The following is a 21,160-nucleotide window of genomic DNA, read 5'->3' as shown; positions in this document are numbered from 1 at the left end:
TTAAAGCCTCCAAGTAGGATTTTTGACAATCCCTTTAACATCAATGATAACACTGCTTAACTTTGCATAATCTTCTGTGCCCAGCGAAACAAACTGACTATGCCCCACAGCAACAACAATAGAATCATATTTTTTATCGTTTTCAAAAGGGTTATCAATAAGCTCAAAACCATAATGAAGCTTTGCTTCAGCCTTATCAACCCATGGATCGTAAATATCAACATGGCATTTAAATGATTTCAACTCTTCTATAATATCAATAACTTTTGTATTGCGAATATCAGGGCAGTCTTCTTTAAAGGTAAGACCTAAAATGAGAACATTCGCATCTTTAATTTTTGTATCGTGTTCGATCATCAATTTGATGGTTTTATCGGCTATGTATTTACCCATGCCATTATTGATCTGGCGCGCACCCAAAATGAGATTGGGCTTATAACCGAGCTCTTCTGCCTTATAGGTGAGGTAGTAAGGATCGACCCCAATACAATGCCCACCCACAAGACCCGGTTTGAGCTTAATAAAATTCCACTTCGTAGCCGCAGCTTCAATAACTTCACCCGTATCAATGCCCATGGTATTGAAAATAAGAGCCAATTCATTAATCAAGGCAATATTGACGTCTCTTTGAGTGTTTTCTATGACTTTGCTCGCTTCTGCAACTTTAATCGATGAAGCTTTATGCGTTCCTGCAAGAATGATACTGCGATACAAGGCATCTACTTTATCAGCAACTTGAGGTGTAGACCCCGAAGTGACTTTTAAAATATTTTTAACCGTATGCTTTTTGTCCCCAGGATTGATACGTTCTGGCGAATACCCCGCAAAAAAATCTCGATTGAAAACAAACCCTGAAACACGCTCAAGCACAGGCACACACACCTCTTCGGTGACACCAGGGTAAACCGTACTTTCGTAAATGACAATGTCATCTTTTTTTAGTACTTTTCCCACGGTTTCACTCGCTTTTACCAGTGGTGTAAGATCAGGACGATTACTCGCATCAATAGGCGTAGGTACCGTGACGATAAAGATAGTGCAACTACTAAGATCGTCAAGGTTAGTGCTAAAGTGGATACCTTGGGTGATGGATTCTTGTAGTTCTTCTGTGGTTAATTCCAATGTTCTGTCGTGACCCTTTTTAAGCTCATCAATACGTGCTTGAAAAATATCAAATCCAACAACAGAATATTTTTTTGAAAATTCTACTGCTAAAGGAAGCCCCACATAACCTAGTCCAATAATTGCTATTTTATCCATCATTTTTATCCTAAATCTCTTCTTTTAATCTCATATAAACAGGGAATCGCGGCTTACCGCCTTTGGTTATTTCTTGAAATTTATACGTAATTTTCGAACCAATAGAAGGAGGATTTTTACGTTCAGCTTCGCTAAAACCAGAACCTATATCAAACATAACACCCTCATCGTTTTTACATGTAAGCGAACCAAAGCTGTTTTTGTATTTACCTTCGCCTTTATGATGCTCAAGCACTTCACACTCTGCATCTTGAAAGCTCTTAATTTTTAAAGATGCGGGATCACGCTTTGCAACGTATTTTGTGTCAGGATTGCGAACAACAACACCCTCTCCACCACCTTTTTCGATCTCTTGTAAAAAACTTTTTAAATGCTCTTCATCTTTACATGTAATCTGTTTAGCAACTTTTAAATAATTAGCCTGATTGAGTTTTAAATAGTATTCAAGTTTGATTAATCGTTGGATCAAACCACCAGTTTCATGGGGAACGTCAAACGCATAAAAAGCAATATTTTTCCACCCCTCATGAGGTTCTTTTTTCTTGACAATCGAGATAATATTCTCAAAATCTCCTCGCTTACTCCATAATTCACCATCAACTGCAAAAGGAGGAAACCCTTCAATAAACCAAGCAGGTGGAGAGAGTTCAACCCCGCTTCTAGAGATGAGTTTTTGTCCATCCCAATAAGCTCTTACTCCATCCATTTTTTCACTCATAAGCCATCCAGAAACATCTTGCCCTTGCCACTCTTGCAGTAGCATAAGTTCAGGCTTTGCCGCGAACATCATACTTGCAAGCATTAACCAAAGAACAATCAAACGCTTCATTTATACGTCTGTCCTATATTTTTCCAAATACCATTCAATGGTTTTAAGTATGCCACTCTCAAAATTCTCTTCAGCAGCCCAACCAAGTTTTGTCTCAATTTTTGTGGCGTCAATGGCATAACGTCTATCATGACCCGCTCTATCTTCCACAAATGTAATTAACTCTTTATATGAACTTCTTTTAGGCTTGAGGGTGTCGAGTATTTCACAAATTTTATGCGCGATATAGAGATTATCTCTCTCATTTCGTCCACCAATATTATACGTCTCACCAGAAAGTCCCTCATGATAAACAAGATCAATTCCCTTGCAATGATCTAAGACATAGAGCCAATCACGAATATTTTTACCATCACCATATATAGGAATTTTTTGATGACTAAGTGCTTTGCGAATAATGGTAGGGATAAGTTTTTCATCATGCTGTTTTGGTCCATAGTTGTTGGAACAGTTGGTAATGACGGTATTCATGCCATACGTGTGATGATACGCCCTGACAATCATATCGCTTCCCGCTTTACTCGCCGAATAAGGAGAATTTGGCGCATAGCAAGTGCTCTCTGTAAAAAGCCCCGTAGCTCCAAGCGTTCCATAGACCTCATCGGTGGAAATATGATGAAAACGGCACTCTTCATACCCTTCTAAAAGTACAAAAGGTTTTTCCATCCAATACTTGTAGGCGACATCAAGAAGTGTGAACGTTCCATTAACATTCGTTTCTATAAAAACACCTGGATTTTTAATGGAGTTATCCACATGCGATTCGGCCGCAAAGTGAATCACGCCTCTAATATTATAATCTTCAAAGATGGATTCAACTAAAGTTCGATCGCAAATGTCGCCTTGAACAAACGTATAACGCTCGTTGTTTTCAACTTCGCACAGATTTTCTAAATTACCAGCATACGTTAAGAGATCAAGATTGACCAGATGGTAATCAGGGTATTGTTCTAAGAAGTACGGCACAAAATTTGAGCCGATAAATCCTGCACAGCCAGTAACTAAAATATGTTTTTTACTCATTTCACCAAATCCTTGAGGTATTCGCCATAACCGTTTTTACTGAGTGGTTTTGCAATTTCTAGCACTTGCTCTTTGGTAATCCAGCCATAATTGTAAGCGATCTCTTCCAAACAAGCTATCTTATAACCTTGTCGTTTTTCAATCGTTTGTACGAACATTCCCGCTTCAATCAAACTATCATGTGTTCCAGTATCCAGCCAAGCAAAACCACGCCCTAAAACCTCTACATGTAAATCGCCTCGTTTAAGGTATGCCTCATTTACCGTTGTAATTTCAAGCTCGCCTCGCTCTGAAGGCTTGACATTTTTAGCAATCTCAATGACGCTGTTGTCGTAAAAATAAAGCCCCGTTACCGCAAAATTAGATTTGGGGTTTTTAGGCTTTTCTTCAATGCTAATCGCTTTTTGATTCTCATCAAACTCAACCACACCAAAACGCTGAGGGTCTTTGACCTGATACCCAAAAACAATTGCACCTTTTTCAAGTTTGGCTGAGCTTTGAAGCAATGGCGTAAAGCCTTGACCGTAGAAGATATTATCACCCAAGATCAAACAAACACTATCATCTCCAATGAATTCTTCACCTAAAAGAAACGCTTGTGCCAATCCATCGGGACTTGGCTGAATTTTATACGAAAGCGTTAATCCCCAGTGTGAACCATCTCCTAAAAGGGCCTCAAATTTACCAATGTCTTGAGGTGTAGAGATAATTAAAATTTCACGAATTCCCGCTAGCATCAAAACAGACAAGGGATAATAGATCATCGGCTTATCGTAAATCGGCAAGAGTTGTTTGCTGATCGTTTGTGTTACAGGATAAAGCCTCGTTCCGCTTCCACCTGCTAGGATGATGCCTTTCATGTTAGTGAAGCTCTGCTTTAGCGTACGCGATCAGTTCGTTCAGTTTTTTCTCATACAATTTCGCGTTATCCGCATTCGTTGATTCAAAACGTGTGACTAAAACGGGTGTTGTATTACTTGCTCGCACTAAACCCCAACCATCGTTAAAGATAACCCTAACACCATCGACATCGACAATCTCTTTGATGGCAGGAAAATCTTTTGGAGGGTTTTTCAAAAGCTCTTTGACTTTTTCAACCAGAGGAAACTTGTCATTTTCGTTGGTTTCTACTTTAAGCTCTTCGGTAGAGTAAACGACAGGAAGTTTGGCGATTTCAGCATCCACGTCCAAACCATTTTTCACCATTTCAATCATACGAAGTGTTGCGTAAATCGCATCGTCATAGCCAAAATAACGGTCATTAAAGAAGAGGTGACCACTGACTTCCGCTGCAAAATCAGCATTGGTTTTAGCGATCATCACTTTAAGGTTACTGTGTCCTGTTTTGTACATAATCGCCTTGCCACGCTTATTGATTTCATCGTACATCACTTGAGAACATTTCACTTCGCCAATGACGGTTGGATTTTTCATAGCACTTGAGAAAAGAATCGCCATGATGTCACCCTTGACATTGTTGTGTTTGGTCAAAAACGCCAACCTATCAGCATCGCCATCATAAGCAAACCCAAGCGCATACTCGCCCTCAAGCTCTTTTTTAATATCTTTAAGATTTTTCTCTACCGTTGGGTCTGGGTGATGATTTGGGAATGTGCCATCAGGATCGGTGTACAAACCTTTACATGTAAAGCCTAGAGCCTTGAAAACATCTTGTACCACAACGCCTGCTACGCCATTTCCACAGTCATAGACAAACGGCTGATTGAAGCCTTTAAGATGGTCAAACTCTTTGATAAGATAAGCAATATAGCGCTCTTTTGCATTAATAAAAGTTGAACTTAAATCATCTTCGATCTCTAGCTCATAATTTTGCATAATTTCTCGACCAAGAGCGTAAATATCTTCGCCAAAAAACGGTTTTTTATCGATGGTGATTTTAAAACCATTGTATTCACTTGGGTTGTGAGAACCTGTGATCATAATCGAAGCATTCGGGTTCACGCCATTAAAATCTTGAAAGTTACTAAAATAATTTACAGGTGTTGCGACAAGACCCATTGTAAGCACTTTACAACCCGCTTTGTTAAGTCCGCTTGTAAGATACTCACATAAAATCGGTGAATGCGAACGTGCGTCATAACCGATGGCAACCGTTTTACCTACTTTAGCTATCTGTTTTCCTAAAAAATACCCAATTAATTTAACCGTTTGCTCGTTAAGCTCTTTTTCGTAGATACCTCTGATGTCATACTCTCTAAATATCGTTTTCAATGGTTCTCCTTGTATAATTCTTCTTCAATTGCGATGCCAAAGACGTCCGTATAAGACTTCTCGACTCGCAAATTTTCCTGCATTGTAGCTAAAGAGCGCTGATAATCCTCTATAATGAGGTTGCCTTTTAAGAGTTCATACTTCAAAAATAGCCAATAAGTGTTCAGCACATCGCTCTCACAATACTCCTTGATGGCATCAATCTCACCTGCATAGTAAAGCTCCAGTACCTGATCGCCATGGACATCGTATTTGCCAGGAAGTCCTACCATCGAGCAGACATGGTCTAATTTCATACCTCGTACCGCACCAAATTCACATAAATGGTCCAACAAATCAACATGAAAACGGTCTGAGTAACGAGCGCGGTAATTTTCCCACTTGTTTTTACCCAACTCTTTGTTTTCCACTTCAAAATAGGCGTTACATGTAAGGTTGTATTGCATGGCACGAAGCATCAAAAGAGGCATATCAAAGCTACGTCCGTTAAAACTCACCAGCTTAGGATTGTGTTTGTTGATGAATCCTAGAAAGTTCTTGATCATTTCATGCTCATTCGCACCATCGATACTACTGACCTTGCGAAACATACCAAAATCATCGGCAATAACAGCCGAAATTGCCACAATTTTATGAAATGAAAGCGGTAAAAAACTACTACCACTCTTCTCTTCTTGCTCCTTTTGCGCTAAAAGAGAAACCTCGAGATCTTCTCCTTCAAGATGCAAAACATTACGAATTAGCTTGGTATCAGGGATGGTCTCTATATCGAACACACAGATCATTGAACAGCCTTTAAGTCACATTTAGTTAAAATTATAACTTAACTCATTTAAAAAGGGATGATACGGAATGAAAATTGCGATTGTAAAACTATCGGCACTGGGTGATATTATTCACGCTATGATCGTTTTGCAATACATCAAAAAAAACATTCCAGATGCGCAGATTGATTGGTTTGTGGAAGAAAAATTTGTCGGCATCTTAGAAAACAACCCTCATATCCACACCATTTATCCCCTTCATCTTAAAAATAATAAAATTCATTTTTTCAAAGAGTATCAAAAGCTCAAAACGATCTCAAAGCAAAATCACTATGACGTTGTTTTGGACTTGCAAGGATTAATCAAATCTGCCCTTGTCGCTAGAATTTTAAGCCCAAACTGTGTTGGTTTTGATAAACAAAGTCTTCGGGAACCTCTTGCTTCTTTGTTTTATAGCAGTACTTTTTACGTTCCTTATGAAGAAAATGTCATTATGCGTAATCTCAAGCTTACATGTAAAGCTCTGAGCATTGAGGTACCCGACATTCAAGCCAAAGAGCCTTTTTTGTTTTCAACACATATAAGTGACATCACGCCAACACTTCTTGTCATTACAGGTTCGTCGTGGAAAAGTAAAGTTTATCCCAAAGAGCATTTTGTAACCATCCTCAATGCTTTACATGTAAAAAGTTTTATTGTTTGGGGGAGTGAAGAAGAGAGAAACGATGCACAGTTTATTTGCGGTCATACCAACGCAACGATGCTTCCAAAAATGAGTTTGAATGAACTCAAAGTTATCATTAAAAATAGCCAACTTGTCATAGGTGCAGACAGTGGTCCAACGCATATGGCGTGGGCATTAGGTCGCCCTAGTATTACTATTTTTGGTCCAACTCCAAGTGAGCGCAACACCGTTACAACGGCTATTAATTTGACAATAAATTGTGAAAAAGCTATAAATGCACGAGATATCAACAAATATGATCTTTGTATTCGACAAATTGATCCTCAAAAAATTATTGCATTAGCAAAGGAACTACTCCCGTGTTAGATTATTTTTATCTATCAGCTTTTTGGTTGTTTAAACTCTTCGTGACCAAACTACCAAAACCTTTATTGACATTTTTGATTAATCTTTTTGCAGCCATTGGCTATTTAGTTGATAAAAAACACACCAAAATTGCCAAAGTAAATTTAGATCTTGCTTTTGAAGATCGCATGAGTGAAGAGCAAAAAATAGAGATTATCAAGCAGTGTTATAAAAATTTACTTTACTTGCTCAAAGATTTTATAGAAAATCAAACCATCTCAAAAGAGAAGTTACTTCAAAAAGTGACTTTTCACAATGAGCACATCTATGTTGAAGCTTTAAAACTCAAAAAAGGGGTCATTTTTCAAACTGCACATTATGGCAACTGGGAGATTATGTCCTTAGCGGTAGGCGCAAAATTCGGGCCAATCAGCATTATTGGAAGAGAATTAGACTCTAAAGTAATGAATGCCATTCTAGAAAAAAATAGGCAACGCTTCAATGTAACGCTTTTAGATAAAAAAGGTGCCATGCGAAGCATTCTCAAAGCTCTTAAAAACGGTGGAAGTGTAGGCTTACTTGTCGATCAGAATACTTCTGAAAATGAGGGAGTGCTTGTTCCTTTTTTTGGGAAACTGGTAAGACATACCCCAGCAGCTGCTCAATTTGCAAAAAAAACAGACTGTATTATTATCCCTGCATTTATTACAACCCAAGATCATGAGCACTTTGATTTAACCTTTTACAATCCAATTCTACCACCTATTGATGATAGCGAACAATCTCTCATCAATAGTATTCAAGCACAAGCCAATATAACACAACAGATTATTGAAAACAAACCAGATGAATGGTTTTGGTTTCACCGCAGATGGAAAAATCAATACGAGGAATGCTACAAGTGACGATTCATAATTTTTCATCATTTCAAACAAAAATTCCAACAATCAATAGCTACCTTTTGATCTTATTAGGATTCACATTTCCTTTATCCGTTTCCATTGGAACAGCTGTTATAGGGTGCATCATGCTTCTATGGTTAGGAGAAGGAAAGTTCAAAGAAAAATTTACCATCATCCAGCACAATAAAATTTCACATGCTTTTTTAGCCTTTTTCATAATACATCTTATCGGATTATTGTGGAGTGAAGATTTAAAATGGGGACTTCATATCGTTAGTAAAGAATGGCGTATGTTGCTTCCTCTTATTTTCATTACTATTGTTAAAAAAGAGCACATCCAATATTATATTATCGCATTCCTCTCAGCCATAAGCATATCAGAAGTATTGTCGTATCTTATTTGGTTTGGAATTATTCCAGCTTTTCAAAGTTCTACCATGCTAAATCCAACGCCTTTTATGAGCCATATTTCATACAATCCATTTTTGGCATTCAGTATTTTTTTGTTAATTTACTTTATATTTTTCGTCAAAAACTATAAAAACAACTTTTCTAAAATAATATCTTTATTATTTTTAACAACTATGACCATCAATATTTTTATAACAGGTGGTAGGGCCGGACAAATTGGCTTTTTTGTCATATTATCTTTAGCTTTTATCTTGTATTTTAAAAAAAATATTTTAAAATCAATACTTTTGATCCTTGTTGTTTTACCTGCCATTTTTTTTATAGCATACTCTTCAAGTACCTTATTTAACACACGAATTCATGAAGGACTCAATGACATTCAGATGATTGATAAAAATCCAAATACCAGTGTTGGACTACGAATGACGTTTGCAATAAATACCTTACAAATTATCAAAGAAAACCCTATTTTTGGTGCTGGAACAGGTGATTTTCCTAAAGAATATGAAAAAGTTAATACCAAAAGATCGCCAAATGCCCTTCCTACAGTTAATCCTCACAATATGTACTTGCTTGTCTTAGCACAAACGGGTATTGTAGGTCTTATGCTAATGCTTTCAATTTTTTATATGCAAATACAATCATTTTTTAAATCAAATGATTCACTCTCTCCATTAAGACTTGCGCTCCCCATTTTATTTTTAACCATTATGCTCAGTGATAGCTACCTTTTAGGTCATCATACAGCACTATTATTTGTTTATTTTAGTGCCATTCTTTACAAGGACTTTTCCGGTGAAAAAGTCTAAAATCTTAGTTGTTATCCAAAGATCAAATGGAGATGTTTTTTTAAGCTCTCCTTTAATAAATGCCTTATATCACCATTATGAAAAGGCAGAAATTGATTTATTGATTAATGATGATACTCTAGGAATTGCCAAGACGTTGGAGCATATCCATGCTATCCATCTTTATAAATATTCTTGGCGAAAATTCTCAGTTATACAAAGGCTCAAAAAAGAATTTTTCTTAATAAAATCAATCTTTAAAAAGTATGATTTAGCCATTAGTTTGACATCCAGTGATCGAAGTGTTTTATATGCTGCATTTGGAGCGAGCTATTCTATTGCTGCTATTGAAAAAGATGCCAAAAAATCATGGTGGAAAAAACTTTTATTAACGCAACACTATTTTTTGGATACTTCAAAGCATATTATTACGAACAACACTACACCCCTTGATTTGCTAAAAATTAACCACTCTAAATTAGAAATAACCGCTATTCCCAAAGAAGAAGATGTCAAAAATATAGAAAATTTATTGCACAAAAAAAACATTAAAAATTTCATTATTTTTCACCCATCTGCTCAATATAAATACAAAATGCTCAACAGCAAAATTCGCAACACTCTTCTAGAACTTTTAAATAGTTTAAATATTGCCATCATTGTTACAGGAGGGAAAACGCCCATTGATGAAGAAATTTCCCAAAGCCTTCCAAACCTTACTAATATCTACAACTTTATAGGACAAACGTCTTTACATGAGTACATTGCTCTTTCACACCTTTCTCAAGCTTATATTGGGATGGATACACTCAATATGCATATTGCAGCAGCCCAGAATAAACGTATCTTTGCTATTTTTGGTCCAACCCTTACTTCCATGTGGGCACCGTGGGATAATCAAACGGGAACGTATGATATAGGGATTCCACCTTTTTATACCTACGGAGCTATTACTATTTTTCAAGCCAATATGCCTTGTGTTCCTTGTGGAAAAGCAGGATGTGATGATAAACATGGACAAAGTGACTGTTTAGCGATCATCCATCCAAACATTATTTTTCAAGAAGTTCAAAAATGGTTAAAATAAGCGTTACGATACTCACAAAGAATTCTGAGGAGCATATCAAGAAATGTCTTGAAGCACTTCAATCATTTGATGAGATTATCATTTTAGATAATGGTTCAACCGATGACACTTTAAAAATTGCACAGCAATATCCTAATGTTAAAATAGTTAAACATGAATTTATTGGCTTTGGCCCCTTAAAAAATCTTGCCATTCAGTATGCCCAGAATGATTGGATTTTTTCCATAGATAGTGATGAAATTGCAACACCTGCCTTAATAAATGAAATACAATCCATAAAATTTGACAAAAACATCATTTATGCGATCAAGAGATCTAATTTTTACGGCACCAAAAAAATGCAATGCTGTGGCTGGGATAATGACTTTGTGAAACGTATTTTTCATAAACAAAGCACAAAATTCAGTGATGATTTAGTGCATGAAAGCCTTTTGAACAATGGTTTAAAAATTAAAAAGCTCAATAACGAATTGGAACACTACTCTTTTAAAAGTGCTGATGAGTTAATCGATAAAATGCAGAAATATTCCACTCTTTGGGCACAAGATAAAAAAGGTAAGAAGAGAGCATCTCCTTTGCAAGCTGTTGTAAGAGCCTTCTTTACGTTTATAAAATTTTATTTTTTAAAAAAAGGATTTTTAAATGGCTATGAAGGACTTGTCATTTCGATCTCAAATGCCAATGGTACCTTTTACAAATATATCAAGCTCTATGAGAATAACAAACGATGACGTGTAGCCTTATCATTACAACCTACAACTGGGAAGAAGCACTGCAACAGGTTCTTCTGAGTTGCACGACACAAACACTTTTACCCGATGAAATCATTATAGCCGATGATGGAAGTTCTGAAAAAACAAAAAAAGTTATCGAAAAATTTGCACATGAAAATCCTACTCTGCATATTATCCATTCGTGGCAAGAAGATCTTGGGTTTCGCGCTTCCATGAGTAGAAACAGAGCTATTGCAAAAGCAAACGGTGAGTATATTATTTTAATTGATGGGGACATCTGCTTGCATCAAAACTTTATTCAAGATCATCTCTCTTTTGCTCAAAAAGGTTTTTTCACGCAAGGAACACGCGTTTTAGTTGAAAAGCACATGACACAGAAAATATTTCAGGCAAAGAAGCTCGCCTTAAATTTTTTCTCACAAGGGATTAAAAACCGCAAAAACACGCTCCATTCGAAGTTTTTAAGCTCATTGTTTTCAACACATAAAAACCATCTCAAAGGTATTAAGACTTGTAACTTAGCCTTTTTTAAAGAGGATTGCCTTGCAATTAATGGGTTTAATGAGGACTTTGTTGGGTGGGGAAGAGAAGATAGTGAATTTGCCCTCAGGCTCCTTCATAGTGGCATCAAAAGACACGATATACGTTTTAATGCAATTGCCTATCATCTTTATCATAAAGAAAATACGAGAGCCAGCCTTCCTCAAAATGATGCAATTTTAAAAAATACTATTGAGCAAAAGCTTGTTTGGTGCAACAATGGAATCGATAAATACATCAAAAGGTCACATAATGAAAGTTAGCGCATTTACCTTTATCAAAAATGGCGAGATACTAGGGTACCCTTTTGTAGAATCCATTAAATCTATTTTGCCTATTATCGATGAATTTGTTGTCAATGTTGGAGCAAGTGAAGACAATACGCTCAAAATCATCCAAGCGATTGATAGCCCTAAAATAAGAATTATAGAATCTCAATGGAACAATCACATGAAAGATCGTGGTTATGTTTACGGTCAACAAAAAATGATAGCTCAATTTAATTGCACAGGCGATTGGGCTTTTTACCTTGAAGGTGATGAAGTTGTTCACGAAGATGATTTAGATAAAATTTACGAATGTATGAAAAAATATAAAGATGACGCAGATGTTGAAGCGATCGTTTTTGATTACTATCATTTTTATGGCAATGCCAATAGCTATCTGTGGAGCCCTGCTTGGTACCGAAAAGCTCCTAGAATTATCAAAAATTCAATCCGTAGCTATGCTCCCGATGGGCTTTTTTGGCTTGTTTTAGATAAAAATAAAATAGGCAGATACCCTAAAGCAGTAGAGTGTGGCGCAAAAATATACCATTATGGATGGGTAAGAAGCGAAGCTCAGATGAATCTAAAAAGTGAAAAAGTTCAACAATACTGGAACAAAGGGCATAAGACCATTAACTATGCAGACATTGATGGTCGTATCATCCAAGAATTCACAGGCACGCATCCCAAGATTGTACAAGAGTGGTTGCCTAAAGAAAAAGGTGTTTTTCAAGCAGATAAAAATCATGTTTTGACAAGCAAAGAGAAAAAACACCGAATGATGCTCACGTTAGAAAACTTGTTTGGGTTAGAGCTGAGTAAAAAACACTACAAACGCATCAAATGAGACTTTTTATTGAACTTCCCACATGGCTAGGCGATGCTATCATGACAACGCCTGCCATTGAAAATATCATCGAACACTATCCAGATGCAGATATTACACTGTTTGGCTCATTTGTTTCCACCGAGGCGCTCAAGAGTCATCCAAAAGTTTCGCGTTGCATTATAGATGAGAGTAAAAAAGCATTCTTTCGGTTTTACTGGCTTTACACCCTAGCACATACGTTGGGTACTTTTGATAAAGCGATTAGTTTTAGAAGTTCATTGACATCGTCTTTCTTGTTATGGTGTATTTCTGCAAAAAAGAAATTTCACTATACAAAAAATATGTTTACGGGTCATCAAGTTGAAAAATATACCCAATTTATAGCTAAATCTTTACATGTAAAGACAAAGCCTCTTCCTTTAAAACTTTACCAAATACCTTTTCACTTTGGCAAACCAACACTGGGGATTAATCCAGGGGCAACGTACGGAAGCGCCAAGCGGTGGTATCCTGAAGAGTTCGCAAAAGTAGCTATTCATTTTGCAGATCGCTATGATATTGTCATTTTTGGTGGACCCAATGAAATGGATATTGCAAAAGAAGTTGAAGAGCAGCTCAAAAAAAATAAAATTACCAATGTCACCAACAAAGCTGGCAAAACAACGATTCAAGAGCTAATTCAAAACATTGCAGGACTGAGTCTCTTTGTTACGAATGACAGTGGACCAATGCATGTGGCTGCTGCATATCAGATCCCAACGGTTGCTCTGTTTGGACCAACACGGTATAAAGAGACATCTCCTTGGCAAAATCCAAACAGCACTGTTCTTTCACACGATCTTATCTGTGCGCCTTGCATGAAAAGAGAGTGCCCCATCAAAACACATGAATGTATGAGGGGCATGAAAGCAGAAGAAGTTATTTCCCTGTTAGAGCGTCATCAACCGCTTGACACAAAATATGCCCGATCATAATGTGCATCTCTTGAATCCGAGGCGTATCGTCACTGGGAACGACAATATTAATATCGCAAAATTCATTCATCACGCCACCATCGCGACCACTCAGACCTATTGTTTTGCATCCCATGTTACGAGCAAGACTGAGTGCGCGTACAACGTTTTTACTGTGTCCGCTGGTCGATATGCCAATTAAGACATCTCCTTCACGCGCAAGAGCTTCCACCTGACGATCAAAAATACGGTCAAATCCAAAGTCATTGCCAACAGCGGTAAGAACCGATGTATCAGTGGTCAACGCAATCCCTGCAAGCCCTCGCCTCTCGCTCTTGTAACGACCACTGAGTTCTGCGGCAATGTGTTGCGCATCTGCGGCACTACCGCCATTACCACACAAAAGGATTTTATGCCCATTTTTAAGCGCTTCCGTTGCAATAATAGATGCCGTATAGATATGACTTTGTAAACTCTCTATTGTTTTAGCGATAACCAATTGATGTGAGAGCATCTCACGCTTTATCATTTCCATCATTTTTGTTGTACCTTTTCTATGATCTTTGTGGTACTTTTGCCCTCTACAAACTCAACTAAACGTACCTCTTTGGCAATGTTACTTCCCACAACCTCTTTACCTTCATAATCGGCACCCTTGACCAAGATGTCGGGTTTAATGGCAGAGATAAGTTCAAAGGGTGTATCTTCCTCAAAAGGGACAACAAAGCTGACCGATTCTAAACTGGCTAAAATATATGCTCGATCATCCAATGGGTTGATGGGGCGACTTTCACCTTTAAGACGCTTAATTGAATCATCGGCATTAAGCCCAACAATAAGTATATCGCCAAAACTTTTGGCTATTTCAAGATACTTCACATGCCCTACATGTAAAATGTCAAAACAGCCATTGGTAAAGACAATTTTTTGATTTTTTTTGGTTTGCAAAAGATGCAACATCTCTTGTTTTGTTTTGATTTTACTCTCCGCTGTAGCCGCTCTTAAACTATGCTCGTACGCATCAACTTCATCTAAAGTTACGGTAGCACTGCCAAGTTTTCCAACCACAACCGCTGCGGCAGAATTGGCAAAAGAGGCAGCTTCTTGCATACTAAGACCACACGAGAGACCATAACCAAGGCTTGCTAAAACCGTGTCTCCTGCGCCCGTGACATCGTAGACTTCGCGTGCAACGGTTGGCATTTTAAGAAAATGCTCACCAAAAATCGCCATGCCATCTTCGGAGAGCGTAATAATGGCGTACTCAAGCCCCAAACTCTCTTTGAGTAAATTCCCTGCTCTTTGCAGACTTTCATCGTCTTTAATGGCTATTTTTGTAGCGATACTCGCCTCTTTTTTATTGGGTGTAATGAGTGTTGCTCCACTGTACTTTCGGTAGTCATCCCCTTTTGGATCAACCAAAATGGGCTTTTGATACTTTTTAGCCAACTCAATCACGTTACGTGTAAAGGTTGTTGTTAAAACCCCTTTGCCATAATCGGAGAGTAAAATGACATCTACTTTGGGAATGTACGCAACGCATTGTGCCAAAAGAGCGTTTGCTGAAGTTTCTGTGATGTCATCTTTGGATTCGCTGTCATAGCGTACCACTTGCTGATGTGAGGCTATGACACGGCTTTTCTTGCTTGTTTTTCGACCTTCTTGCTTGACAATGCCTTTGGCATCAGCTCCTAAAGTCTCAAGCATGCACAGAAGCTCTTTGCCGTTTTCATCATTGCCCACAACGCTTAAAACACTGACTTTTGCACCCAAACTTAAAAGGTTATTGACCACATTGCCAGCCCCGCCAAGTACCGTGCTTTCTCTTTGAACATCAATGACCTGCACAGGAGCTTCAGGCGAAATGCGCTCGCATTTTCCCCACAAGTAGTGATCTAACATCAAATCGCCAATGACCAAAATGGACGGCTGATACGCTCTTAATCTATCCATGTTTTACTTCGCTTTTAAAAATACGTTTAATTTCAGGAACATACGCCCTAATGCCCTCTTCCAATGAAACATTTGGCGCATAGCCTAACGCTTTACATGTAAGAGAAATATCTGCCTCAGTGTGCATTTGATAGGCACTGTACGGATTGGTAAAATAAGCCGTACCTAAACTTGTGCCTAACTCTTTTTGCAAGATGTCGGCAATGTCTTGAAAACTTCGTGGCTTGCCTGTTCCTACATTGTAAACACCGCTTTTGCCTGAAACTGAGGCTTTAATATTCGCCTGAATGACATCATCAATGTAAATAAAATCACGTACAATTTTATCAGAGCCGTAAAAAAGTCGCGGTGTTTTACCGCTTAAAATCTGAAGACCGAGTTGTAAAACCATCGAAGCCGTTGTATTTTTGAAGTACTCTCTTGGTCCATAGACATTGAAGTAACGCAGTCCTATCACGCTCATGGTAGGGTTTTGAGCACAAAATTCACGAGCTAAATGATCCATGGCAAGTTTGCTAAAACCATAGACGTTTTGAGGTTGTTCATATCCAACACGTTGCGGAGAAGCAGCATCGCCGTATGTGGCAGCACTTGAAGCATACACCACAACAGCATTGCTTTTTTGGGCAAGTTCTAAGATATTTTTAAACGCATTCACATTGGTTTTAACCATAATACCTTGATCTAAAACCGTTGTATCAGAAATCGCGGCCTCATGAAAAATATAGTCAAAGTGGTATGAAGAGAGTTTTTTGAGCGCTTCTTCATCATTGATGTCGCCGCTGATCACTTCACCCTTAAAGCCAAGGAGGTTTTTAAAATGCCCAAAGCTTTTCAGATTGCCATTGGAAAAGGTGGCTTCACTTCTAAAAATGTCAAAGACAACGACTTTACATGTAGGATAATTTTCTTGAAAGTAAAAAGCGAGATTGCTGCCAATAAACCCCGCTCCACCGGTAATTAAAATACTTTTATGATTGAAATTTGTTTCGGTATAATGCATGGTAAACCCTATTTTTTGATAAGGTTTATTGTATCCAAAAGAAAATTAACGCAATATTTAGCCCCACTGTTTTGCGCATTGCCAAGGAAAATTGTCTTTTCAATACCCGCACCAAATGCCGCTTCTATGTCACTTTTTTTATCACCAATCATCCACGAAGCAGTTACGTCAATGCCAAACTCTTTAATCGCCTCTTGAAACATACCGCTTCTGGGTTTGCGACATGCACAATTTGCCTCAGGCGCGTGAGGACAGTGGTAGATAGCATCGATTTTAATGTTTACATGTAAAAGTTCTTGGCGCATCCACGACATTAACTGTTGGAAATCTTCTTCATTATAGTAACCTCGTCCAATACCGGATTGATTGGTGACAATAATGAGCAAATACCCTAAAGATTGGAAATGTCTCAACGCCTCAAAAACACCTTCGCAAAACTCAAAATCTTCGATCTTTGACACATAGGCTTTATCAACATTGATCACACCATCACGATCTAAGAAAATTGCTTTTTGCACCTATTCTCCGATCTCTTTGGTAATATCGCTCAGTAAATTGGTATATTCGAGGTAACCAAACGCATCTTTTTGTGCTATTAAAGAGACTTTGGCTTTCACAAAAAAAGCTTTTGCTTCCGCGCGATTTCGCAAATCATACGCTAAGAATTTTCCCATGTAATAATTAGCATAAAGGTGTGTTGGTTCTTTGAGAAGTACGATTTGAACCTCTTCAATGGCGGTATAGATTTGTGCATTTTTTTGGAGTGCGAGGGCTCGTTTAAGGCGTACCATGTGTTGGAGTTCATCCACTAAAAGGCTTTTTTTATACATCGCAGAAGCTTCATTAAAAATACCCATTTCAAAATAACCATCGCCTAATTTATTCCATGTCTCTTTATCGTTGGTTTTACTGGCTTGAAGCTTCAAGTTGGAGACTTTGAGCGCAAAAGGAAGAACGGTTGCGATGCGACTATTTTGAACATTGTGTGGATCGATCGAATAAGCATCTACTAAAAGTTCAAAACCTTGAGCAATTTTGCCAAGTTTAAGGTAAATATTTGCAAGTTGAAGCATGCATTCAGTATTGGTTGGCTCTGCGATTAGAATCGTCTCAATCGCCTCTTTTGCTTTTTGTGTATCAGATCTTTCCGTTACACACACACTATGCGTTGCTCCAAAAAGTGTCACAAATGTACAAAGAAAAACAACGATACCGCGAAACAAATGAGCCCCTGAAAATATAAGATGAATTGGATTATATCCAAGTTTTACCGAAATGAAAATAGAACTTTGAGCGACCAAAGGAAACCTAAGCGGGGTTAAAGTATGGTTAGTTATAATTTTCCCACACAACTCAAAAAGGGGTATCTATATGAAAAAAATATGCACAATTTTAGCAATTGCAGCAGTATCTAGTTTGATGGCAGCCGATGGCGCAGCGATCTACCAATCAAAATGTTTTTCTTGCCATGGCGAAAAAGCATCTAAAGCAGCATTGAACAAATCTCAAATCATTGCAGGTTGGGACGCGGCTAAAATTAGCGCAGCAGTCGTTGGTTATAAAGATGGCAGTTATGGTGCAGCGATGAAAGGTGTTATGAAACCAATCGCTAGTGGTTTAAGTGATGAAGATCTTAAAGCTGTATCTGCAACAATCGCTTCATATAAATAAACCTATCATTATTACACGCTACAAGGGCAAAGTTCTTGTAGCTATCTATATAATCAGGCGGGGCGTATCCCGTCTGCCTTATTTTTACACGCTTTTAAAGCAAAGCTCTAAAAACTACGCTAGCCGCTGAGGCGCTAAAGCTTGCCTCTTCGAGGCAGAATATTGACTTAGTCAGGTGGAGCATATCCCGTCTCTCTTTTTTCTTTCTGTTTTAAAATTTCCGCTTTTTTACGCTCCATCACCACCGCATCATTCAACGCTTCTTCGCTGTCAAACTGTGCACCATCTAAAAATTTCTTATGATCATCAAATTGCCCACTTCGAATTCCCCAAAGCAATGCCCATAGACCAAATGCTCCAAGCAGTGTTGAAGCCCCCAACATCATCGCAACAAGCCAACCATCCATATCTCTACGACCTTTTTAAAACATTTTTAATACGCATTGAATTGCCTACGACCACCAACGAACTAAGAGACATCGAGAGTGCTGCAAAAAGAGGAATGACATGCCCACTCATTGCCAAAGGAATGGTAATAACATTGTAGAGTAAAGAAAACATGAGATTCTCTTTGACCACACGCAAACTCTTGCGGGAAATGACAAATGCTTCATACAAGCTTTTGATACTATCGTTTGTGAGCACTACATCGCTTACGTCCACCGCAACATCCGCGCCACTTCCCATGGCTATGGCAATTTCACTTTGAGAGAGTGCTAACGTATCGTTAATGCCATCGCCTGCCATAACCACTTTTTTACCCTTCTCGCGCAATGCTTCGATATATTCAGCTTTTTCATGCGGTAAAAGTGCCGCCTCATAAATCTTTATACCTGCTTCTTTTGCAATCTCTTGGGTAACGCTTTGATGATCACCGCTGAGCATCACGATCTCAATTCCTAGCTTTCTAATGTCTGCTAAATGCTCTTTCGCACCCTCTTTGAGGCTATCTTTCAATCCAAAAATAGCTACAAGCTTACCATCCATTGCAAAAAAGTAGTGACTGAGCGAAGTAAAGTGTTCTGGCACCTTGACATCAATGCCCGCTTCATGCATCATTTTAGCATTACCGCCAATGAGTTGATGCCCTTCAAAAAGAGCTCTCACGCCCTTAGCTTCAATGGTTTTGATCTGCTCTAAGCTCTTTACATGTAAAGATGTTTCGTTCTCTTTTAAAAAAGAGACAATGCCTTGGCTTATCGGATGATTAGACGAATTCACAAGCGCATAAAGCAATGAATGATCAAAACTGTCTCCATACTCATGTGCGGTTACTTCAGGCTTTCCTTTGGTGATCGTTCCTGTTTTATCAAGCACAAGTGTATTGCATTTTGCCATGCTCTCCAAAAATCCTGCCTCTTTAAATAAAATACCGCGCTTTGCTGCCAAACCAAGCCCAACAATGGTTGCTACCGGCGTTGCAAGACTGAGCGCACAAGGACAGGCGATAACGATGACTGAAATGGCAATAATCAACCCCGTTTCAAATGAACCACTCTGGTAGAACCAATAGATCAATGTCGACAAAGCTAATAGTAAAATGGTTCTGGAAAAATAACCTGAAATTTGATTGGCAAGTTTTTCGATTTTTGGTTTTTTATTCATGGCATCTTCAAGCAATGAAACGAGTTTGGAGAGCATGGAAGAAGAGAATGTATTGGTCGCTTGATAGCGAATCACGCTGTCTAAACAGATCGAACCACTGAGAATTTTATCGCCTTTTTGGGCTAAAACGGGAATAGATTCGCCATTTAAGCGAGAAAGGTCAAACGAACCTTCTCCTTCGACAATCACACCATCAATGGCGACTTTATCCCCTGCTTTTACCTCGATCATTTCACCAATTTCAACCGACTCAACACTGCTAAGTATCTTCTCATCACCTTTGATAATAGTCACTTCCGTCGGCATAGAACTTCCAAAGGCATCGAGCGTATCGACCGCTTTTTTCTTGGTTAAAACTTCTAAATACTTGCCAGCAAAAACAAAGGTAATAATCATCGTCACCGAATCAAAATAAACCTCAGCACTTCTAGTAAACATAGCATAGAGGGAGAATACGTACGTAAGTGTAGCACCTGTGGCAACCAAAAAGTCCATCGTTACATAGCGATGTTTGATGCCATAGTATGCCCCTTTAAAATAGACCGAACCTGTGTAAAAGAGTGTGGGTGTCGCCAAAATAAACTCGGCAAAGTTGAGAATACTTTTGATGTTGCTCTGCATACCTGTAAAATAACCCGCATATTGTGCGATAGCAATCCACATAACGTTCATCGTGGCAAAGATACCTACAAGCAATTTGGAGTAATACTCCCTGCGTTGTGCCGTAGCTCTCTCTTCACCGCTTTTAGGATCATACGGATACGCGTTATACCCAATGCTACGAATTGTTTCAATAATTCCTGAGAGTTTTATGATGGATTCATCCCAAACAATCTTAGCTTTATGATTTGTGTAGTTGATGTTTACTTCAACAATGCCCTCTTGTTTGGAAAGCACCTTTTCATTAAGCCACACACATGCACTACAATGAATCCCTTCAATAATCAACGCAATCTCGCTTAAACCTTCTTTGTTTTTTTTCACATACTTGGAGACAAACCCCTCTAAATCAAAACGGCTGGTGTCATCTAGATTTGTTTTGGGAGGATCTAAGGTAATATCACCCATTTTTTTATAAAAGGTATCGAGTCCTTCCTCTTTCAAGAGATGATAGACACCTTGACACCCTTTGCAGCAAAAAAATTTAGGAGTTTCGAAAGTTGTATCTTGCAATAACATCGAAGTTTCGTATTCTAGGTGGCAGTGATCGCAACATTTTTTGCTCATATTAATCTTTCATCTAAAGTTACATCTTAGAAAACATTATAGCGTGACTTTTT

Annotated in this window: 22 protein-coding genes; 9 read left to right on the top strand and 13 right to left on the bottom strand. The window is 38.2% G+C overall.

The window, feature by feature from the left end; translation table 11 throughout:
* From N0B29_RS10450 to N0B29_RS10425, 6 genes are read right to left on the bottom strand one after another with little or no spacing between them, the layout of a single operon-like run.
* Entirely contained in the window at nucleotides 1-1,263 is a 1,263-nt protein-coding gene (locus tag N0B29_RS10450) for a nucleotide sugar dehydrogenase (protein ID WP_263833670.1), read from the bottom strand.
* 7 nt (nucleotides 1,264-1,270) lie between these two features.
* Nucleotides 1,271-2,089 (bottom strand): DNA ligase, encoded by an 819-nt coding sequence (locus N0B29_RS10445; protein ID WP_263833669.1) that lies wholly within the window; start codon nucleotides 2,087-2,089, stop codon nucleotides 1,271-1,273.
* A complete protein-coding gene (gene rfbB, locus N0B29_RS10440) occupies nucleotides 2,090-3,112 on the bottom strand; it encodes a dTDP-glucose 4,6-dehydratase (protein WP_263833668.1) in 1,023 nt (340 codons plus the stop codon).
* Nucleotides 3,109-3,972 (bottom strand): glucose-1-phosphate thymidylyltransferase RfbA, encoded by an 864-nt coding sequence (gene rfbA, locus N0B29_RS10435; protein WP_263833667.1) that lies wholly within the window; start codon nucleotides 3,970-3,972, stop codon nucleotides 3,109-3,111. Before rfbA ends, rfbB begins: the two co-directional genes overlap by 4 nt.
* A gap of 1 nt (nucleotide 3,973) precedes the next feature.
* Complete coding sequence (locus N0B29_RS10430) at nucleotides 3,974-5,344, bottom strand: phosphomannomutase/phosphoglucomutase (protein ID WP_263833666.1); 1,371 nt, start codon at nucleotides 5,342-5,344, stop codon at nucleotides 3,974-3,976.
* Nucleotides 5,341-6,129: a 3'-5' exonuclease gene (locus N0B29_RS10425; RefSeq protein ID WP_263833665.1), complete on the bottom strand. Its 789-nt coding sequence runs from the start codon at nucleotides 6,127-6,129 to the stop codon at nucleotides 5,341-5,343. The genes N0B29_RS10430 and N0B29_RS10425 overlap by 4 nt, the downstream gene beginning before the upstream one ends.
* A gap of 67 nt (nucleotides 6,130-6,196) precedes the next feature.
* Here N0B29_RS10425 and waaC point away from each other — a divergent pair, with 67 nt between their 5' ends.
* Genes waaC through waaF form a run of 8 tightly spaced genes read left to right on the top strand, consistent with a single transcriptional unit; the run spans nucleotide 6,197 to nucleotide 13,669 of the window.
* Nucleotides 6,197-7,159, top strand: a complete 963-nt coding sequence (waaC, locus tag N0B29_RS10420; RefSeq protein ID WP_263833664.1) for a lipopolysaccharide heptosyltransferase I — start codon at nucleotides 6,197-6,199, stop codon at nucleotides 7,157-7,159.
* The gene (locus N0B29_RS10415) at nucleotides 7,153-8,043 is read left to right on the top strand and encodes a lipid A biosynthesis lauroyl acyltransferase (protein WP_263833663.1); all 891 of its coding nucleotides are present in this window, start codon (nucleotides 7,153-7,155) and stop codon (nucleotides 8,041-8,043) included. The genes waaC and N0B29_RS10415 overlap by 7 nt, the downstream gene beginning before the upstream one ends.
* Nucleotides 8,010-9,260, top strand: a complete 1,251-nt coding sequence (locus tag N0B29_RS10410; RefSeq protein WP_263833662.1) for an O-antigen ligase family protein — start codon at nucleotides 8,010-8,012, stop codon at nucleotides 9,258-9,260. Before N0B29_RS10415 ends, N0B29_RS10410 begins: the two co-directional genes overlap by 34 nt.
* Entirely contained in the window at nucleotides 9,247-10,326 is a 1,080-nt protein-coding gene (locus N0B29_RS10405) for a glycosyltransferase family 9 protein (protein WP_263833661.1), read from the top strand. Before N0B29_RS10410 ends, N0B29_RS10405 begins: the two co-directional genes overlap by 14 nt.
* Nucleotides 10,314-11,057 (top strand): glycosyltransferase family 2 protein, encoded by a 744-nt coding sequence (locus tag N0B29_RS10400; RefSeq protein ID WP_263833660.1) that lies wholly within the window; start codon nucleotides 10,314-10,316, stop codon nucleotides 11,055-11,057. Before N0B29_RS10405 ends, N0B29_RS10400 begins: the two co-directional genes overlap by 13 nt.
* Nucleotides 11,054-11,863, top strand: a complete 810-nt coding sequence (locus N0B29_RS10395) for a glycosyltransferase family 2 protein (protein ID WP_263833659.1) — start codon at nucleotides 11,054-11,056, stop codon at nucleotides 11,861-11,863. Before N0B29_RS10400 ends, N0B29_RS10395 begins: the two co-directional genes overlap by 4 nt.
* Nucleotides 11,853-12,713, top strand: a complete 861-nt coding sequence (locus N0B29_RS10390; RefSeq protein WP_263833658.1) for a glycosyltransferase — start codon at nucleotides 11,853-11,855, stop codon at nucleotides 12,711-12,713. The genes N0B29_RS10395 and N0B29_RS10390 overlap by 11 nt, the downstream gene beginning before the upstream one ends.
* Complete coding sequence (gene waaF, locus N0B29_RS10385) at nucleotides 12,710-13,669, top strand: lipopolysaccharide heptosyltransferase II (RefSeq protein WP_263833657.1); 960 nt, start codon at nucleotides 12,710-12,712, stop codon at nucleotides 13,667-13,669. The genes N0B29_RS10390 and waaF overlap by 4 nt, the downstream gene beginning before the upstream one ends.
* Here waaF and gmhA read toward each other — a convergent pair.
* From gmhA to N0B29_RS10360, 5 genes are read right to left on the bottom strand one after another with little or no spacing between them, the layout of a single operon-like run.
* Nucleotides 13,614-14,186 carry a D-sedoheptulose 7-phosphate isomerase gene (gene gmhA / locus N0B29_RS10380; RefSeq protein WP_263833656.1) on the bottom strand — a complete coding sequence of 191 codons (573 nt, stop codon included), beginning with the start codon at nucleotides 14,184-14,186 and terminating at the stop codon, nucleotides 13,614-13,616. The genes waaF and gmhA overlap by 56 nt on opposite strands.
* Nucleotides 14,183-15,601: a D-glycero-beta-D-manno-heptose-7-phosphate kinase gene (gene rfaE1, locus N0B29_RS10375; protein WP_263833655.1), complete on the bottom strand. Its 1,419-nt coding sequence runs from the start codon at nucleotides 15,599-15,601 to the stop codon at nucleotides 14,183-14,185. Before rfaE1 ends, gmhA begins: the two co-directional genes overlap by 4 nt.
* Nucleotides 15,594-16,604 (bottom strand): ADP-glyceromanno-heptose 6-epimerase, encoded by a 1,011-nt coding sequence (gene rfaD / locus N0B29_RS10370; protein WP_263833654.1) that lies wholly within the window; start codon nucleotides 16,602-16,604, stop codon nucleotides 15,594-15,596. The genes rfaE1 and rfaD overlap by 8 nt, the downstream gene beginning before the upstream one ends.
* Before the next feature lie 8 nt (nucleotides 16,605-16,612).
* Complete coding sequence (gene gmhB, locus N0B29_RS10365) at nucleotides 16,613-17,122, bottom strand: D-glycero-beta-D-manno-heptose 1,7-bisphosphate 7-phosphatase (protein ID WP_263833653.1); 510 nt, start codon at nucleotides 17,120-17,122, stop codon at nucleotides 16,613-16,615.
* Nucleotides 17,123-17,827, bottom strand: a complete 705-nt coding sequence (locus tag N0B29_RS10360) for a tetratricopeptide repeat protein (RefSeq protein ID WP_263833652.1) — start codon at nucleotides 17,825-17,827, stop codon at nucleotides 17,123-17,125. It lies immediately after the preceding gene.
* Nucleotides 17,828-17,975: 148 nt separating this feature from the next.
* Here N0B29_RS10360 and N0B29_RS10355 point away from each other — a divergent pair, with 148 nt between their 5' ends.
* Nucleotides 17,976-18,275: a c-type cytochrome gene (locus tag N0B29_RS10355; RefSeq protein ID WP_263833651.1), complete on the top strand. Its 300-nt coding sequence runs from the start codon at nucleotides 17,976-17,978 to the stop codon at nucleotides 18,273-18,275.
* 167 nt (nucleotides 18,276-18,442) lie between these two features.
* Here the strand turns inward: N0B29_RS10355 and ccoS are convergent, their stop codons facing one another.
* Nucleotides 18,443-18,682 (bottom strand): cbb3-type cytochrome oxidase assembly protein CcoS, encoded by a 240-nt coding sequence (ccoS, locus tag N0B29_RS10350; protein WP_263833650.1) that lies wholly within the window; start codon nucleotides 18,680-18,682, stop codon nucleotides 18,443-18,445.
* A gap of 4 nt (nucleotides 18,683-18,686) precedes the next feature.
* Nucleotides 18,687-21,107, bottom strand: a complete 2,421-nt coding sequence (locus N0B29_RS10345; RefSeq protein WP_263833649.1) for a heavy metal translocating P-type ATPase — start codon at nucleotides 21,105-21,107, stop codon at nucleotides 18,687-18,689.
* Between the last annotated feature and the right edge of the window lie 53 nt (nucleotides 21,108-21,160).

Origin of the sequence: Sulfurospirillum oryzae, assembly GCF_025770725.1 — a bacterium.
Taxonomy (GTDB): Bacteria; Campylobacterota; Campylobacteria; order Campylobacterales; family Sulfurospirillaceae; genus Sulfurospirillum; species Sulfurospirillum oryzae.
The sequence above is the reverse complement of the archived record's forward strand: the minus strand, read 5'-3'. Positions and strand labels throughout refer to the sequence as shown.

Bases quoted from the DNA above. Each gene is read 5' to 3' on its own strand.
- N0B29_RS10400 (WP_263833660.1), top strand. From the start codon at position 10,314: ATGGTTAAAATAAGCGTTACGATACTCACAAAGAATTCTGAGGAGCAT.
- rfbB (WP_263833668.1), bottom strand. From the start codon at position 3,112: ATGAGTAAAAAACATATTTTAGTTACTGGCTGTGCAGGATTTATCGGC.
- N0B29_RS10355 (WP_263833651.1), top strand. From the start codon at position 17,976: ATGAAAAAAATATGCACAATTTTAGCAATTGCAGCAGTATCTAGTTTG.
- N0B29_RS10345 (WP_263833649.1), bottom strand. From the start codon at position 21,107: ATGAGCAAAAAATGTTGCGATCACTGCCACCTAGAATACGAAACTTCG.
- N0B29_RS10425 (WP_263833665.1), bottom strand. From the start codon at position 6,129: ATGATCTGTGTGTTCGATATAGAGACCATCCCTGATACCAAGCTAATT.
- N0B29_RS10390 (WP_263833658.1), top strand. From the start codon at position 11,853: ATGAAAGTTAGCGCATTTACCTTTATCAAAAATGGCGAGATACTAGGG.
- N0B29_RS10445 (WP_263833669.1), bottom strand. From the start codon at position 2,089: ATGAAGCGTTTGATTGTTCTTTGGTTAATGCTTGCAAGTATGATGTTC.
- rfaD (WP_263833654.1), bottom strand. From the start codon at position 16,604: ATGCATTATACCGAAACAAATTTCAATCATAAAAGTATTTTAATTACC.
- rfbA (WP_263833667.1), bottom strand. From the start codon at position 3,972: ATGAAAGGCATCATCCTAGCAGGTGGAAGCGGAACGAGGCTTTATCCT.
- waaF (WP_263833657.1), top strand. From the start codon at position 12,710: ATGAGACTTTTTATTGAACTTCCCACATGGCTAGGCGATGCTATCATG.
- rfaE1 (WP_263833655.1), bottom strand. From the start codon at position 15,601: ATGGATAGATTAAGAGCGTATCAGCCGTCCATTTTGGTCATTGGCGAT.
- gmhA (WP_263833656.1), bottom strand. From the start codon at position 14,186: ATGATGGAAATGATAAAGCGTGAGATGCTCTCACATCAATTGGTTATC.
- N0B29_RS10395 (WP_263833659.1), top strand. From the start codon at position 11,054: ATGACGTGTAGCCTTATCATTACAACCTACAACTGGGAAGAAGCACTG.
- waaC (WP_263833664.1), top strand. From the start codon at position 6,197: ATGAAAATTGCGATTGTAAAACTATCGGCACTGGGTGATATTATTCAC.
- N0B29_RS10410 (WP_263833662.1), top strand. From the start codon at position 8,010: ATGGAAAAATCAATACGAGGAATGCTACAAGTGACGATTCATAATTTT.
- ccoS (WP_263833650.1), bottom strand. From the start codon at position 18,682: ATGGATGGTTGGCTTGTTGCGATGATGTTGGGGGCTTCAACACTGCTT.
- N0B29_RS10450 (WP_263833670.1), bottom strand. From the start codon at position 1,263: ATGATGGATAAAATAGCAATTATTGGACTAGGTTATGTGGGGCTTCCT.